The organism is Sulfitobacter sp. F26169L (genome assembly GCF_026410285.1).
Taxonomy (GTDB): Bacteria; Pseudomonadota; Alphaproteobacteria; order Rhodobacterales; family Rhodobacteraceae; genus Sulfitobacter.
Genome location: NZ_JAPMLP010000001.1, coordinates 1 through 17,146, shown reverse-complemented (window position 1 = coordinate 17,146; position 17,146 = coordinate 1). Strand labels below are relative to the sequence as shown.

At 57.6% G+C, this 17,146-nt stretch carries 13 protein-coding genes and 1 tRNA gene; 12 read left to right on the top strand and 2 right to left on the bottom strand.

Translation table 11 applies throughout. The features are described 5' to 3' along the window. The first annotated feature begins 140 nt into the window (after nt 1–140). From selA to selD, 6 genes are all read left to right on the top strand, one after another. On the top strand, nt 141–1,559 hold the full coding sequence (selA, locus tag OS189_RS00070; protein ID WP_267165245.1) for an L-seryl-tRNA(Sec) selenium transferase: 1,419 nt from the start codon (nt 141–143) through the stop codon (nt 1,557–1,559). Continuing rightward, entirely contained in the window at nt 1,556–3,457 is a 1,902-nt protein-coding gene (gene selB / locus OS189_RS00065; RefSeq protein WP_267165244.1) for a selenocysteine-specific translation elongation factor, read from the top strand. Before selA ends, selB begins: the two co-directional genes overlap by 4 nt. 14 nt (nt 3,458–3,471) lie before the next feature. Beyond that, nucleotides 3,472–3,566: transfer RNA gene (locus OS189_RS00060), tRNA-Sec, on the top strand. A 72-nt stretch (nt 3,567–3,638) separates the two neighbouring features. Further along, a complete protein-coding gene (locus tag OS189_RS00055; protein ID WP_267165243.1) occupies nt 3,639–5,228 on the top strand; it encodes a TlpA family protein disulfide reductase in 1,590 nt (529 codons plus the stop codon). Between the two features lie 24 nt (nt 5,229–5,252). Further along, nucleotides 5,253–5,774 (top strand): UGSC family (seleno)protein, encoded by a 522-nt coding sequence (locus OS189_RS00050; RefSeq protein WP_267165242.1) that lies wholly within the window; start codon nt 5,253–5,255, stop codon nt 5,772–5,774. Between the two features lie 133 nt (nt 5,775–5,907). Next, nucleotides 5,908–8,073 (top strand): selenide, water dikinase SelD, encoded by a 2,166-nt coding sequence (selD, locus tag OS189_RS00045; protein ID WP_267165241.1) that lies wholly within the window; start codon nt 5,908–5,910, stop codon nt 8,071–8,073. On the opposite strand, the gene mnmH is transcribed toward selD, so the two are convergent. Beyond that, nucleotides 8,066–9,112 (bottom strand): tRNA 2-selenouridine(34) synthase MnmH, encoded by a 1,047-nt coding sequence (gene mnmH / locus OS189_RS00040; protein ID WP_267165240.1) that lies wholly within the window; start codon nt 9,110–9,112, stop codon nt 8,066–8,068. The genes selD and mnmH overlap by 8 nt on opposite strands. Nucleotides 9,113–9,147: 35 nt before the next feature. Here mnmH and OS189_RS00035 point away from each other — a divergent pair, with 35 nt between their 5' ends. The 6 genes from OS189_RS00035 to OS189_RS00010 all read left to right on the top strand — a co-directional run bounded on the left by OS189_RS00035 (nt 9,148) and on the right by OS189_RS00010 (nt 16,031). Continuing rightward, nucleotides 9,148–9,315 (top strand): hypothetical protein, encoded by a 168-nt coding sequence (locus tag OS189_RS00035; protein WP_267165239.1) that lies wholly within the window; start codon nt 9,148–9,150, stop codon nt 9,313–9,315. An 18-nt stretch (nt 9,316–9,333) separates the two neighbouring features. Further along, the gene (locus tag OS189_RS00030) at nt 9,334–10,911 is read left to right on the top strand and encodes a class I adenylate-forming enzyme family protein (RefSeq protein ID WP_267165238.1); all 1,578 of its coding nucleotides are present in this window, start codon (nt 9,334–9,336) and stop codon (nt 10,909–10,911) included. Beyond that, on the top strand, nt 10,908–12,482 hold the full coding sequence (locus tag OS189_RS00025) for an acetolactate synthase large subunit (protein ID WP_267165237.1): 1,575 nt from the start codon (nt 10,908–10,910) through the stop codon (nt 12,480–12,482). The genes OS189_RS00030 and OS189_RS00025 overlap by 4 nt, the downstream gene beginning before the upstream one ends. Before the next feature lie 111 nt (nt 12,483–12,593). Further along, the gene (locus tag OS189_RS00020; RefSeq protein WP_267165236.1) at nt 12,594–13,502 is read left to right on the top strand and encodes a glycosyltransferase; all 909 of its coding nucleotides are present in this window, start codon (nt 12,594–12,596) and stop codon (nt 13,500–13,502) included. Nucleotides 13,503–13,554: 52 nt separating this feature from the next. Beyond that, complete coding sequence (locus tag OS189_RS00015) at nt 13,555–14,994, top strand: glycosyltransferase (protein ID WP_267165235.1); 1,440 nt, start codon at nt 13,555–13,557, stop codon at nt 14,992–14,994. Nucleotides 14,995–15,407: 413 nt separating this feature from the next. Next, nucleotides 15,408–16,031: a hypothetical protein gene (locus OS189_RS00010; RefSeq protein WP_267165234.1), complete on the top strand. Its 624-nt coding sequence runs from the start codon at nt 15,408–15,410 to the stop codon at nt 16,029–16,031. A gap of 356 nt (nt 16,032–16,387) precedes the next feature. Here OS189_RS00010 and OS189_RS00005 read toward each other — a convergent pair. Then, the coding region (locus OS189_RS00005; protein WP_267165233.1) for a hypothetical protein at nt 16,388–17,146 on the bottom strand (759 nt) is incomplete at its 5' end.

Here is a 17,146-nt window from a genome sequence, read left to right as displayed (position 1 = left end):
TCGCTACGCAGCGTCAACAGGCAGACACACGCGAATGTGTTTGCGCAGATGTAAGGGCAACATACCTCGACGTGGGAAAGATAAGACGTTACGCTGGCTGCAAAATTGACCAGCCAGATTAGCAGAACATCACTGCAATAATGCTTCCAACAAAATTCGGAGCAGTCATGCCCCCAAAACTGTCTGACTTGCCGCAAATCCAGTCCTTGCTGGCCCAGCAGGCTGTGCAGAACGTGGCAGAGCGTTATAGCCGCGCCGAAACGGCTCAAACCTTGCGGCAGATGATCGCCGAACTGCGCGCTGGCATTATGGCCGGCACGACCGCCGATCTCCCCGATTTTGAAAGCGCCGGTTTTGCCGAACGCCTAACGGAAATGATTGAAACATACCGGCGTCCGTCTTTGATGCCTGTGATCAATGCGACCGGCATCATCATCCACACCAATCTCGGGCGCGCGCGCTTGGCACCAAAGGCGATCACAGCCATGAGTGGCGTTGCAGCGGCGCCCAGTAATCTGGAACTGGATCTGGATACTGGAAAACGCGGATCGCGGCATGAACATGTGGAAAACCTGATCTGTGAACTGACCGGGGCGCAGGCTGCTGTTGTGGTCAACAACTGCGCTGCTGCTGTTCTGCTTGGGCTGCTTGCCACTGCATCGGGGCGCAATGTTATCGCCTCCCGAGGGGAGCTGATTGAAATCGGCGGGTCGTACCGTTTGCCGGACGTCATCGCGCAAAGCGGCGCGACCCTGCGCGAAGTCGGCACAACCAACAAAACCCGCGCCAGTGATTATGCCCAGGAGATTGACGGTGAAACAGCAGTGCTGCTCAAAAGCCATACCAGCAATTTCAAGATCGTCGGTTTCACCGCATCCCCGACGCGGCAAGAGCTTGCAAAACTGGCCGCGGCGCATGGTGTTATCCTGATGGAAGACCTCGGAAGCGGAGTTCTGGTTGATCTGGCCCCGTTCGGCCTGACGGACGAGCCTGTGGTGGCGGACATTATCCAAGCGGGCGTCGATCTGGTTATGTTTTCGGGAGACAAGCTGCTGGGCGGGCCGCAGGCGGGTATCATCGCGGGGCGGCGCGATCTGGTGGCACAGCTGAAATCCCATCCGTTGATGCGTGCCGTGCGTACCGACAAACTGTCGCTGGCGGCGCTTGAGGCGACATTGCGCCTTTACCGTGCGCCGTCTGACCCGCTGCGCGAAATACCGGTTTTGCAAATGCTGGCGCAACCGCTGGAAGAAGTTCAGCGGCGCGCACACAGATTGATAGCATCCCTGCACGGCAGCGGCATTCCTGATGCGGTTGTGGTGGAAACGATCGCCCATGTCGGTGCTGGCGCCGTGCCCGCGCAAGAGTTGCAAAGCTGTGCTGTTTCCATCTGCGTTGATGGGCTGTCCGCCGATGGGTTGTCTGCGGCCCTGCGCCAGAATGATCCGCCCGTCATCGGGCGCATCGCCCAAGACCGGGTACTGTTGGATATGCGCACTGTTACCGATGAAGAGGTGGCGCGGGTTGCGTCAGCATGCGCGCGGTGTGCAGACAGATGAACACCCGCTGCATCGTGGTGATCGGGCACGTCGATCATGGCAAAACATCCCTTGTGCGCGCCCTGACGGGAATTGAAACCGACCGCACCGCCGAAGAAAAAGCGCGCGGTCTGTCCATTGTCACAGGCTTTGCCCATAAAAAATATCCACACGGTGTAATCGATTTCATCGATGCCCCCGGACACGAGGATTTCATCGGCGCGATGGTCGGCGCGACCACGGGCGCCCATGCTGCCCTCTTGGTTGTATCCGCAGTTGAAGGTGTGCGCGCACAAACGCTGGAGCATCTGGTCATTGCGCGGTTGCTGGGGCTCGACCGCGGTGTGATTGCGATCACCAAAAACGATCTGGTGCCTGCGCAGGATCACGCGACCTGTCTGGAGAATATCCGTGTGGCCCTTTGCGACACAATACTGGCCGATGCGCCGATGGTGCTGTGTTCAGCCCGGACAGGTGCGGGCCTGACTCCGCTGGAACAGGAATTGCAAACATTGCTTGCCCTGCCCCCGCAGAGCACGGCACCGCAGCACAGCATGTTGGCGATTGATCGCGTGTTTTCCGTTTCCGGGCGCGGTACGGTCGTCACGGGGACGTTGGCGGGTGGGGATTTGACGCTTGACACGCCTTTGTTTCTTCAACCCGCAGACCGGCAAGTATCCATACGCGGCTTGCAAAGTCGTGGGCAGGAGCGCGCGCGTGTCCAAACCGGAGAGCGTGTCGCGGTTAATCTGCGCGGTGTTGCAAAAGATGACATCGCGCGCGGAGGTGTCTTGTGCAGCGATCCTGCGCGAAAACCGTCCGCTTGCGTTGATGCCGAAATCTCGATGCTGGGTGGTGGCAGGACGCTACTAAAGCACATGGAAAAAATCCGTGTTCTGTTCGGCACCGGCAGCGAAGTTGCAACCGTGCGGATAATTGGTGCAGGCCGGATCGGGGCTGCGCAAACGGGTTTTGCGCAGTTGCGTTTTCATCGCGCGGTTTGCGGGTTTGAAGGGCAGCGCGCGATCCTGCGTCGCCTTTCCCCGCCACAAACCCTTGGCGGTGCGGTGTTTCTGGACACGCTGTCAAAACCTGTCAGCGGTGGGAACCGGCAGCGTCTAGCATTGCTCAGGGCTGTGAAAGCCCAATCGCCGTTGCAGATTGCAGATGCGCTGTGTGATGCAGGCGGGGGCGTGGCCAGCACCGTTGACGTTATTCGCCTGTCACGTCATAGCGCTTGCGAAGTGCGCGCCGCGTTAAACGGCGAAGTGCAATACCTTGACGCAGATACATTTTCTACAAACCGGTTCTTCGCAGCGCAGGAACAAGCGCTGATCGAGGGGCTGACCACATATCACCGCGAAAATCCGCTTCGCCCTCTTGCGCCGCACGGGGCTATTTCATTTCCTGAAACCCGTCCCCTGCTCATCAAACATATTCTGGGCGCTCTTGATGAGAACAAACAGCTGCGTCTTCACGCTGACGGGTGCGCACTTACCAGCCATGATCCGCGTGCGCATCTTTCGACGCCACAACACCAGCGTCTGAAACAGATCGAAGACGCCTATAACCATGCCGGGCTAGCCGCAGCTGATCTGGCAAAACAACCATTCGACGATGATCTGACTGCGCTGCTGGTCGACAAAGGCGATCTGGTTTCGCTCTTCAATGTTTCTTTAAACCAGACCGTGATTGTACACCGGCGCAGTTTCCAATCCGCTGCGGGAACGCTCTGCACAGCGTTCCCGCCACCATGCGAATTCAGCACATCTCAGGCGCGCCGCGCGCTTTGCACCAGCAGGAAATACATTATCCCGGTTCTTGAGTATTTTGACACATGCGGCATCACGGTGCGCAATGGTGATCTGCGCCGGATGACGGGCGCGATTGCGGTTCCCCCGCTCTCACAGGTTTGCTAGGTTTCCTTTGGTGCGGAGGTGACCGGAGTCTGGTGGCTTCCCTGGTCTTCAAAACCATGGACGCGTCTATTGGGCGCGTGGTGGGTTCGATTCCCATCCATCTCCGCCAATGCAGCAAGGTCTGGACATTCCGGCCCGACCCTTTGCAAGATACCTCCAAAGGACATCAGGGAGGATGGACATGAGCGCGCAGCAGCCAATTTTTGTATTAAACGATCTGGCAGGTAATCCGCACTCGCTTTCTGCCAACCGGTACAGTCTGGTATGTTTTGTGAAAGAGGATTGCGAGACATGCAATACCGCAGCACCGGTGCTGGAGGCGTTTCACAAAGCATACGGTGACACAGTGGAAGTTCTGCTGATTTCGCAGTCAGGAGATGATACGGCAACATTTGCTGCAACCCATATGCTGTCGATGCCCGTGCTGGATGACCGCAGCTGCAAAACCGCTTTCGAGTGGGACATCGAAAGCGTTCCGTCGGTGTTCTGGATCGACGAAAGCGGCGCAGTAGTGTCGAAATTCGAAGGCTTCATCCGCGCAGATTGGGAGGCACTGGCCACAGACATCGCTTCAAGAACAACCCTACCTGCCGCGCAGATCGACTGGGCCAGCCTGCCCGCCTGGCGCCCCGGTTGTGGGTCAAAACATCTCGATCCTTCCGTATATGACAAGTTGCGCGCAGCCGCTGACAACAGCCCGATCAGAGCGCGGCGTATTGATGTCGCCGCCAGTGATGATGTAGCGGAATTCATGTTTGATCAGGGGTTTTCAGACGGGCTGCCGCTGGTGCCGCCAACGCCTGAACGGGTGCTGCGGATGTTGGGCGGCACCCACCGCAACCCGCAGGATATAATTGCAACCGTACCGCCGAACATGGGCGAAGCCACGGTGGAGAAAATCGCCATCAATGCCGTTATGGCCGGGTGCAAACCGGAATACCTGCCGGTGGTGATTGCAGCTGTCGAAGCGGTCTGCACCGATGAGTTCAACATTCACGGCGTCACCGCCACCACCATGGGCGCGGCCCCGGTGATGGTGATCAACGGACCGATCCGCCACAAGATCGGGATGAACATGCAACTGGGCGCGCTGGGGGCCGGAAACCGCGCCAATGCCACCATCGGCCGCGCGCTGCGCCTTGTTGTGCGCAATGTCGGGGGGGCCAGCACGGGCGGAGTGGAACGCTCCACCCATGGCAATCCGATGAAATTCACCATGTGCTTTGCCGAGTGGGAGGAACGATCGCCATGGCCGGCGCTGCATGTGGAACGCGGCTTTGATGCCGAGGATTCGGTGGTCACGGTATTTGCCATGACGGGTGGCCCTACCTTGATCGTTGATCAGCCGTCCCGCGCCCCCGACCAGATTGCAGGATCGCTCGGACTCGGCCTTGAAGGAGTGTTTTTGCCGAAGCTGCGCAATTTGCCTGTAGATGCCCTACTGGTCGTCTGCCCCGAACATCTGGATACCCTGACGCGCGAAGGCGCCTACCCCAAAGAGCGTCTGCGTGACCGTATTCAAGAGGTCACCACACGCCCGATGTCCGAAATGGTGATGAATGAAACCAGCGGCGCGGGCATCCCTGCGCAAACAGCAGAGCAGATGGGGCCGGAAGCGTTGCAAAAAACGGTGCCGAAATTCGCCGGACCGGAGTACATCCATATCGTCGTGGCGGGTTCGGACGCAGGTAAATTCTCGTCCGTGTTTCATGGCTGGGCCACGGGGGCCGTGGGATCACTGTCGGTTTCCAAAAAGATCGACTTGGGCTAGGCTGAACTTCAGAGGGAGGTATTTATGGTAACAATTCTCGACCCGACAGACGAGCGTGTGCCGGTTGAACGTCAGATCACAACACGTAGCGGCATTCTGACAGGGACCATCGGACTGTTGGACATCAGCAAACCGCGCGGCAACGTCATGCTCGACGAGCTTGAGCGGCTGCTAAAGCAAAAGGCACCCGAAGTAGATGTGCGGCGCTACGCAAAACCGACATTTGCCAAACCGTGTCCGCAGCCCCTGCGCGAGGAAATTCGCAACGAATGTGATTTTCTGATCGAGGCACTGGCCGACTGAGGATCTTGTACAACGTGCAGTATGCACGACTGTTTCTGGTTTGAAACCCAGCAGATCCCTGCCGTCGCCATCGCTTCAAGTGCGTTTGGTCAAGCCGCCGAAAGCCAGCGCAAGGCGTTGGGAATGGACGGTGCGCGCTATGTTCTGGTGCCCCATCCCATACAGGATGCCACCGATGACGAAATGCGCATCAAAGCCGCGCAAGCCTTAGACGCTGTGATTGCAGCGCTTACGGAAAACTAGCTGATCCCCCGCCTGTGTGCGGGGGATTTCCGCGACCTCGCAACAAGGTGTAGCGACCACCTTGGACATTTGCCTGCGGACAGGGCAAATACATAGATATGATGAAAACCTCCGCGTCCTGCAGTGTGCCGATATGTTAGCGACAATCCCCTTCACCCGTGATCTGGTGCTGGTCGGGGGCGGCCATGCACATGCGCTGGTGTTGCGCAAATGGGGGATGAACCCGTTGCCCGGTGCGCGGTTGACGCTGATCAACCCTGGCCCCACCGCCCCCTACACCGGCATGCTGCCCGGTCATATCGCAGGCCATTACAGCCGTGACACGCTGGAGATTGACCTGATGCGTCTGGCCCGTTTTGCAGGCGCGCGGCTGATCCTTGATTCCGCCACGGCGATAGATCGGGGCGCGAAGATGATCCATCTGGCGGGGCGCGATCCCGTTGCCTATGATATCGCTTCGATCGACCTTGGTATTACCGCGCGGATGGATATTGACGGGTTTGACGCACACGCGGTCGGGGCCAAGCCGCTGGATATCTACGCAGCAAAGTGGCGCGGCTTTCTGGAGGATGTCCGGCAGGGCCGCAGCGCGCCAACCGTTGCGGTCATCGGGGGCGGTGTTGCGGGGTGTGAACTGGCCATGGCGATGGCCCATGCCTTGCACAGTGCAGACGCCACCCCCGACATCACGGTGATCGAAGCGGGGCCGGATATCTCCGGCGTGGGGTCAAGCGCCCGTGCCAAACTGCGCCGCGCGATGCATGATTTGGGCATTACGATCCGCACTGATGCGCAGATCACGCACATCCTCGACGACAAGGTCGTGCTGTCGCAGCAGCCCGATGTGGCGGCGACATTGTGCGTGGGCGCTGCGGGGGCGTTTCCCCATAGCTGGATCGCACAGACCGACCTGCCCCTGCACGACGGCTTTATTGTGATTGATCCCGATCTGCGCGTGAAAGGCGATCCCAACCTGTTTGCAGTAGGCGATTGCGCACATATGCCGTTTGCCCCACGCCCCAAGGCTGGCGTATTTGCCGTGCGCGCCGCGCCGGTTTTGTATCACAACCTTCGTGCTGTTCTGTCAGACGCCACCCTGAAACCGTTCCGTCCGCAAAAATCCTATCTCAAGTTGATCTCGCTCGGCAGGAAATCAGCCATGGCGGAAAAGTACGGCGGTGCCATCGCCGCCCCCCTACTGTGGCGGTGGAAAGACCGTATTGACCGCGCATTTATGAACAAGCTTGAAGATCTTCCCGTAATGCGCCCTACCGCATTGCCTGCGGTGGTGGCGCGCGGTGTGAAAGACGATGCACAATCCGCGCCGCTGTGCGGGGGATGTGGCGCAAAAGTTGGAAACACGGTTTTGCAACAGACCCTTGGGCAATCATCGCAGACGCGGCATGGCGATGTTGTGACCGGTGCAGGGGATGATGCCGCGATCCTACGCCAGCCCGGGGGCGGTTTTCAGGTGCTCAGCACCGATCATCTGCGCGCGTTCATCGAAGACCCCGCCCGAATGACCCGTATCGCAGCTGTGCACGCGTTGGGGGATATCTGGGCCATGGGGGCCAAGCCGCAGGTCGCATTGTCCAGCATCATTCTGCCGCGCATGTCCGCGCCACTACAGCAGCGCACACTGGCCGAGATAAACGCAGCCGCGAGGGACGTGTTTACGCAGGCCGGCGCCAGCGTGGTGGGCGGACATACCACCATGGGGGCCGAACTGACCATCGGGTTCACGGTAACGGGCACCCGTCAGGACATGCCAATCACGGTTGCGGGTGCGCAGGCGGGGGATATGTTGGTGCTGACGCGGCCTATAGGCGCGGGTGTAATACTGGCCGCGCCTATGGCGGGCACCGCGCCTGCGCGTGTGGTGGCGGCCGCACTGGACACCATGGCGCAGCCCCAGCACATCGCCGCGCAGATATTGGGGGCGGCCCACGCCATGACGGACACGACGGGTTTCGGTCTTGCCGGTCATGTTCAGGCCATTTGTGACGCCTCCGGCCTGCGCGGCGAAATATGGCGCGATAAGGTGCCACTCTATGAAGGTGCGCGGGCGTTGTCGGATGCGGGTGTCCACTCCTCGCTGCTGGCGGCCAATATTGCCGACGCGCCCACCATCGGCATCGCCGATCCGCTGATGCATGATCCGCAGACGGCTGGCGGGTTGTTGGCCGCGCTGCCCCCCCGTCAGGCGCGAGAGGCGATTGATGCCCTTCAGGCGCAGGGGCTGGAGGGGTGGATCATCGGCACTTTGTCTGACGGCACGGGGCCGATCAAAATCAGTTGAAACGCGCGATCAGATCACGGGCCGTTTGCGCCAGTGTATCTGCCGTCAAATCCCCCAGCACCACCTGCTGCGGCTTTTCTGCCGCCCGCGCCTGGGATTTTGTGTAGCGCGGATCGTAGTGGTGGATCATCAATTGCGCGGCCAGTGCCTGCCAATTGTCCGCGCGGGCCAACGCCTGCCAATCGGCGATCACCTCTGCCGGATGATACCCGCGCAACTGATCAATCAGCGCGATCAGGGCATCGGTGTCCTGTGTCAGATCGGCATAGGCTGTGGACAGAAAAGCGGCGCGCGCGCCAACCGGCGCCGATACTTCGATCCGGGGCGCGCGGTGCATGGCGGCCCAGACAACCGGCGGGATAACCCGCGCGCCAACTTTGCTGCTTTCGCCCTCTACCCACGTCAGGCGCGTCGGATCAAGCGACCGCAGCGCAGCGGCTAAACGCGTTTCAAACATCTTTTGCGATGGCTGCGCCACGTCCAGCGCCCCGAAAAGGGAGCCGCGATGTCCTGCCAGCCCCTCCAGATCTAGAATCTGCGCGCCCTCGCCGCGCAGGTGATGCAACAATGCCGTCTTTGCTGTGCCGGTGCCCCCGTCAACCAGCATGATGCGGTGTGGCAGAGGCGTGTCGTAAAGCATCTTGTTCACCTGACGGCGGTAACTGCGATACCCATCCTCAATCAGATGAACGCGCCAGCCGACCTGATCAAGAATGGTTGCAAATGCGCCGGACCGCTGCCCCCCGCGCCAGCAATAGATCAACGGCTGCCAGTCACCACCCATCTGCGCAAGCGGCCCCTGCAAATGCCGCGCAGCATTGGCCGCCACCAGCGCCGCGCCGGTTTTGCGTGCCAGAAACGCGCTCTGCCGGGTGTAGATCGTGCCAACGCGACTGCGCTCGGCATCACTTAGAACAGGCAAATTCACCGCTTCCGGCACGTGATCCTCGGCAAATTCGGAAGGTGCGCGCACATCAATAATCGTATCCGCGCCAATGGCTGCGATACTGTTCAGTGACGTGAGGGTGTGGCGGATCATCGGCTGGTTCCGGATTATGACGATACCCTGTTCTAGTGGTCCGCGCGCGCAGGTCCACCGCAAAGCAACGGATCGGGCCGGAAAACCGCAGCCGCGCCGGCCTGTTTGCGCAAATCGGGCTGGTAAATTTTACCGATGCGATGTCTTCTGTCGTTGGCGCCGACGGGCGCGCGGCGAATGTTGCCCGCATTTCGCTGAGCTGAAAAGGAGACCTGTACCGCATGACATCCGGCATCAAGATCGATCCACCCGCTCCCGCAGTTTTGCCGCAGGAAACTGTTGTCGCGCGTTTGCGCGCCAATGCGGCGGCGACGCCGGATAAACTCGCGCTTGTCTGTGGTGAGCAACGTTTGACATGGCACGATCTGGACAACCGCGTAAACCGTGTTGCAAACGCGCTGCTGGCGGCAGGGATGGCCAAGGGCGACAATATCGCGATCCTGTCTGCGAATTCGGTCGCTTACGCCGAATTGTTTCTGGGCATTTTGCGCGCTGGTTGCTGTGTGACGCCGCTGTCGTCCATGGCCTCGCCCGAGGCACTGGAAAAGATGCTGACAGATTGCGGGGCGAAGGCGATTTTTGTCGCCGGTCAGTATCTGGAGCTGGTCGAGGGGTTTATCTCTCGCCTGCCCTTGCGCCGCTATGCAATTGATTTCCAGCACAGCGATTTTGAGGATTACGAAACCACGCTGGCAAGCGCCGATACTACCGATCCGATGATAGCGATCGAAATGTCCGATCCGTTTAACCTGATCTATTCCTCGGGCACCACTGGAATACCCAAGGGAATTGTGCACAACCACTGGATGCGCGCGGCGCAAATGGATCGGGTAAAGGCGAACGGATATGACGACAACGCGCGCACGCTGATTTCGACGCCGCTATACTCCAACACCACTATTGTGGCTTTTATCCCTACGCTGTTCGGCGGATCGACAGTGCATTTGATGTCAAAGTTCGATGCGCGCGCGTTTCTTGAAATTGTGCAACGTGAACAGATCACACACGCCATGCTGGTGCCTGTACAATACAAACGCATTATGGACATCCCCGACTTTGACAGCTTCGATCTGCGCTCGATGCGGATGAAGCTTTCTACATCCGCTCCGTTACGTGCAGATGTAAAAGCAGACGTGCTGGCGCGCTTTCCCGGAAAACTGGTGGAATATTACGGCCTGACCGAGGGCGGCGGCGTCACTGTTCTGGTTGCCGATGAGAACCCTGCCAAACTGCACACCGTCGGCAAACCCGCCCCCGGAAATGATATCCGTCTGATCGACGGAAGCGGTTACGAAGTGGCGCAGGGCGAAGTGGGCGAGATTTGCGGCCGTGGCCCGACGATGATGTCGGGCTATTTCAAACGCGACGATCTGACCGCCGATTACATCTGGCGCGATGCGCAGGGGCGGGCCTATTTCCGCTCGGGCGATATGGGGTCGTTCGATGCGGATGGCTTCTTGGTGCTGTCGGATCGCAAGAAAGACATGATCATTTCCGGCGGTCTGAACATCTATGCAAACGATCTGGAGCTGGCGCTGCTGCAAGATGCGGATGTGGTGGATGCCGCCGCAATAGGCATCCCCTCAGAGGCATGGGGCGAAACCCCGCTAGGGCTGGTGGTTCTGCGTAACGGTGCGACCCGCAGCGCCGAAGATATTCTGGCGCAGGTCAATGCGCGTCTGGGCAAAAGCCAGCGGCTGTCGGCGGTAGAAATACGCACCGCCCTGCCCCGCTCGACCATCGGAAAGATCCTTAAGAAAGACCTGCGCGCGCCCTACTGGGAAAAGGAAAACCCATGAGCAACACCAAACCCCGCAGTGACGAAATGAACGGCGCCGAGAGCCTTGTGCATACATTGCTGGCCAATGAAGTCGATGTTTGTTTCACCAATCCCGGCACGTCGGAAATGCACTTTGTTGCCGCGTTGGACCATATCGCCGGGATGCGCTGTGTGCTGGTGCTGCAAGAAAACGTGGCGACGGGTGCAGCGGACGGATATTACCGGATGCGCGGCACACCTGCCTCCACCCTCCTGCATCTTGGCCCCGGACTGGCGAACGGCTTGTCGAACCTGCACAATGCCAAGAAAGCCGGATCAGGGGTTGTGAATATCATCGGCGAACATGCCCTGAGCCATATCGAGCTTGATGCACCGCTGACATCGGATATCGAAGGCATCGCGCGACCTGTTTCGCATTGGGTCCAAACCTCTGCCTCTGCGGCGGACGTGGGCACCGATGCAGCAGCGGCAATCAAAGCTTCCATGGTCGCCCCCGGACAGATCGCGTCGCTGATCCTGCCCAGTGATACCGCGTGGACCGAAGGCGGCGTAGCACATGGCGCGGTTCAGAAACCCGCGCCGCTTGCCTATGATAATTCGGTGCTGGATCAGGCAGCGGCCGTACTGGACGGGCCTGAAACGCTATTGCTGTTGGGCGGTAGCGCCCTCACCGAGGGCAACCTTGAAATGGCCGGACGGATCGCGCGCAAAACAGGCTGTGCGATATTGTCGGAGTGGGCCAATGCGCGGATGGAGCGTGGCGCGGGCCGGGTTTATGTGGGTCGTGTCCCCTACCCGATTGATGCCGCACTTGAGGTGTTGAAACCGTTCAAACGCATCGTTTTGCTAGGCGCGCGCGCGCCAATCGGCTTTTTTGCCTACCCAGACAAACCCGCCATACTGACCCGTGAAGATGCCGAAATTTTGACGCTGGCCACCGCTGGTGCAGATACGACCGCAGCCCTGACTGCGCTGGCAAGCGCAACAGATGCAACCGGCACACCGCCCGCGCATGTGGTCACGCCTGCGTTACCGGATCGCCCCAGCGGCCCGATTGACGTTAAAAACCTTGCCGCCGTGATTGCCCGCGCAATTCCCGAAAACGCGATTGTGGTGGATGAGGCGATAACCACCGGACGCGCGTTTTCACCGGCAACGAAATGTGCGCCCAAACATACCTGGTTGAACAATTGTGGCGGGTCTATCGGCTACGCCTTACCAGCCGCCATCGGCGCGGCGATTGCGTGCCCCGAGCGTAAGGTGATGTGCCTGACTGGTGACGGATCGGCGATGTACACGGTGCAGGCGCTGTGGACCATGGCGCGCGAAGAGCTCGACATCACGATTTTGGTATTTGCCAACCGCAGCTATCGAATTCTGCGCGGCGAGCTTGCCAATGTCGGCGTTCAAAACCCCGGACCGCGCGCGATTGACATGCTGAGCCTTGATCGCCCCGCGCTCGACTGGGTAGAGATGGCTCGCTCCATGGGGGTAGAGGCACAGCGGGTCGATGACTGCGCCGCGCTTGAACAGGCGCTCGATGACGGGCTGAAAAGCGGCGGACCCAACCTGATCGAAGTCATGCTCTAGCTGTTGCGCACCTGCGCAACAGGTTTGCGGTGGCATCCTTGCATACTGTTGCGCTATGATTCTGCCATCAGGCAAACCAGCCACTAAAATCGCGCGGCAGGAGAACAACAAATGGCATATCTACTAGAGCCGGCAATCGGCATTTGCCGCTTTTCCTTTTGTGGCAAAGGCGACTGGCGATCCTATCGCGCTGCAAAAACCCCGGCGGAGATCGAAAACACCCGCGCCAGAATTGCCGCCGAGCTATACGCGCCGGAGCGGATGGAGCTGAGGTTTTTCCTGTTCGAGAACTTTTTGCTGCCCTCGCTTGCCGCACAAGGCGACCAGAATTTCATCTGTCTGATCCTGACATCGGACATCATGCCTGAAGTTTACAAAAAGCGTCTGTCGGATCTGTGCGCCGCCCATCCCAATCTTGAACTGCTGATATCGTCCGAACAAACGGTACATAAGGCACTGTGGCCGCGGATTGCGGAGCTGAACGCCCTCGCGGGGCATCCGCTGATCAACTTCCGCATTGATGATGATGATTGCCTGTCGACCGATTACGTTCACGAGCTGCGCGGGTTTCTGACCCGCTTGGGCGATCGTGTTCCGGTCAGTTATTCCCGCTCGAACGGGCTGGTGATCACCAGCTATCAATCCGACGGCGAAACATTCATTTACAAAGCAAACCTGCCCTTTAACAGCATGGGCACCGCTATCCGCATCCACGGCGAGCGTACGGTTTTTTCGTTCGGTCACAATGCGCTGCACAAGCGCTTTCCTGCAATCGTGGACAATGCCGGTATGGGATACATTTCGATCAAGGTTGACGGGCACGATTCCACCCCGATCAGCATGTCGATGCCCCATATCAAAAACAGCCACATCCCTGTTGCGCAGGACGAAACCGAAACCATCCTTTCACGTTGGTTTTCCTTTCTGGGTAATGGCACCAGCCCGCGTTACGATGTGTTGATGGACAAGATCACCCAAGCGGTGGCGCTGTCGAAGCAAGCGCAAACCGAATTGGCATAAATATACGGGGCTGGCCCATGCATTCTGGCTTACCAACGCGACATATTCCGGTGTGACCCGCGTTTTCAGCATATTTGAGCGGATCGGCCTTGGCGGTGGGGGAAAGGTGAAAGCCGTCTATCACCGCATGAATGCACTGGCCGAAATGGAGGAATTCGACCCCGTCCTGCTCAACCTCGATCACAGCATTCGCCAGATGCTCAATTTTGCCGAGTTGAAAGCCAATGGAACCATCGCCCCGCGGGTGCGCAACCTGACAGTCCCTCAAGCGTGTTATGATGCAGCTGTCGCTGCCGGCGTCGAACGATTTTCCGATTTTCCCGCATTTGACCGTTTCGAGACAAAGGGCAAGAAAACCGTCTATGCGCAGGGCGGCGAAACCGTGATGGTCGACACCACAACGCACACCCCGATCGGCGCCATTACCAAACGCGTCTTGCCGCAAACCGATGGAAAAACCACATATACCCTGATTGACGATGAAATTCACCAATCCGTCACCCGCAATGCCGATGGCAGCACCGAAAAAACCGATTTCACCAGATCACTGCCCATTCGCTGGGTGAAAACCAAAGACCGGAAATTCATCATCGGGAAAAATCTGGTCACAGACACCATTTGCCGGATGCCGCGCGTTTACGCGCAGAATATATTTGAAATGGTGGCCTGCGAAGATGCAGTTGTGTTCTTTGACGGTGTGACGTCGGCCTATCTCTCGGCGGTGACAAAAGGCCAGCGCGCCCTTTTCCTACACGCAGACCACCGCAGCCCGTCAGGTACAATTGTTCCCAGATCCCGCTTTCTGATCGAAAATTTCAAAGGCGAGGCGATAATTACTTCGACGGCGGTGCATAAAGCCCGGATCGAGACAGATGTAATTCCCGCAGCCGAAATTCACGTTATCCCGCACTTTTGCGATACCGCCAACGCGACACCACAAGAACGCAAGCACCTCGTTACGGTTTCGCGGTTGGAATTAGAGGGCAAACCGATCCACGAGTGCATCGAGGCATTCTGCCAGATCAAAGATGACTTTCCCCATGTTGATTATCTGGTCTATGGGGTCGGCGCAGGACAGAAGCAGCTTGAAGTACAGATAGAACAGCTCGGCTGTGGCGATCGTGTCAAATTGGCTGGCTATAGCACCGAACCATTGCGAATTTTCCGAAACGCCATCGCTTCGGTCTACCCTACCACCACCGAAGGGTTTGGCCTGTCCATATTGGAGGCCTTATCCAACGGCTGTCCGGTCATTTCATATGACGTCAATTACGGGCCGCGCGAAATGATCGTATCCGGTAAAAACGGCGAGCTTGTCCCCCGCGCAGATATTCAAGCCATCGCAAAAGCTATGCGAAAGGTTCTGTCGCAGCCAGCGCGATACCAACAAGACACCGACACCGGATTGGAACGCTACACACGGCAGGCATTTCTATCCAATTACCGAGGGTTCATAAATAAAATATCAAAACGATTATCTGCGCCCGAATAGCGAAAGCCACTCTGCGACAGTAATTCTGCGTTCCGGTCTACGGTGATATTCAAGTGGCCGACCGCTGGTTTCTGCAAATTATAAACCTGACAAACCCAACTCCAATGCGTCGATTAACGTCAAAAAATTATAGGTTTATACGATGTCTGTTCTTTCCGCTCCATACATGCACGACGAAGCCGCTGTGTTTAAGCACGGCAACGCGAGGCTTTGAAAATATCCGTCGTTCTGCGCACGTTGCGGCGATGTCAAAAGCGCATATCCCCAGACAGGGGCTCGCACGCAGCCATCCGGAAAGACCCCAATATCCGCAATAAGTTGAATCGTGGTCAATTCTCGGCGGCGTAATTTATACAATATCTAGTAGCGATAAACGTGAGCAGAATGGCATTGCAGGTGTAAGGGCCGGCAGCTTGCTTCTGATCTTCGGTCTAATTGGGTATTTTCCAAGCATAGATGCAAATTTAGGTCTGGAAGATGAGAGCCGCGCCCAGCACGAACGAAGTCATGCCGACCAGATCATGCGTGACGAGCAAAGGTCTTGGGTTGCCGCCAAAGACGCTAGATTTAACCTTGTCGCCACTTACTTGCATAAGACCATACATTTTTGGGCAAAGGTGACTTTTACATTGGAAGATGTTGGCAAAACGCCAGCTATAGGGGTCATATCTATTGCTCACTTTGGTGATCACGGACGGAAAGAAGCGCAACAAGAATACGAAGTCGCAGGAAGCTCGATAAGAACTGCCTGTTCTCATGGCGAGGCGCGCGCGCCCGGTGAGAGCCGCGAATTTGAGCTGTTCTCGGTGTTCGAGAGGCCTGTCGGTGAACCTGAATATAGCGCATTTTTCGTTTCGGGCTTCATCGGTGTAAATTACACTGGGTCTGGAACCGAAGGCCGAGCAGTTACAATTTGCGATTACCACGTTGGTTCTGACAACAGCACGAGCCGTTCGATCAATGTTGCAAGTGTTAGGGGTGGGCAAATTATTGGTGGTACACTCCACCTGATAGCCACCGTAGGTGATATGACTTAAGAAAATAGCCCAAGCCTTAATCCATCACCCACACGCGCTTGGTGCGCGGTACTTTCAACCCTTAAACCGTTTGATATATCAGGCCGTACTTAGTTTCGACGGTAACTTTTCCAAACAAGCGCGCTTTGAAAAGCTACAGGAATATTACCTGTTTGGATATCGAATCCAGCATTTATGTGACCTTGGGAAAAAGTGCAGCCATTGAGTGGGTGAAATCATCTCGGCCGATGTTGTTCTGTGTCACGATATGCTGATTTATCGTTGCAGGATTTAGATTAAGCCACTTCTTGCGAGACTTCACATGCAAGAAAAGGGCAACACACCTCAGCGCATTGCCCCGACTTTCAGGTATCTATTCAGACCATCAAGAGATCGTCATCAGAGGGGTCATCATCAAGACCGACAAGGTCTTCTTCATCGACATGCTGGGTCATCAAAGCCATGACATCTCCCAGTGCAATGTCGCTATCCGGCACTGCATCAGCGTCACCCCAATCAGGATCGTCGCTGTCGGATACGCCCAACACTTCGCCACCGCCTTCATCGTGATCGACAATAAGGCGCATGCCAGACAAGTCGATATCCTCGAACCTCACCGGACCGTCATCCGACCACAACGTGAAATTGGTCGCATTGATGGTGCCTTCGGAGCTGTCTGGAACTTCGCCAAACTGCAGTCCTACATCGAAGTTTTCTCCGACGCCGGCGCCGTTAGGCAAATGAGAGACGCCATCAGCATCGGCCTGAATATCCGTCACATCGCGATCGTTCTCATCCGGGAAGAAGTTCAATGAACTGAGCTTGCTGTCATCGGACAGGTTGAAGAATATCCCATCGATATCGACAGGTTCATCGTCAAAGTCTGTTGGTGTCAGGTTGAAGAACAACTGCCCTTCAGGCGTTTCCGTAACCGAAATGTTCACCTCTGATGGGCTGCCCATCACAAAGTTCAGTACCGACTTGTCGTTACCTGACGTGTCACCGCCACCTTGAGTACCGCCAGAACCGGAGCCTTTCGTGCCGCCAGAACCGGAACCCTTCGTACCGCCAGAGCCGGAACCTTTCGTACCGCCAGAACCGGAACCCTTCGTGCCGCCAGAGCCGGAACCCTTCGT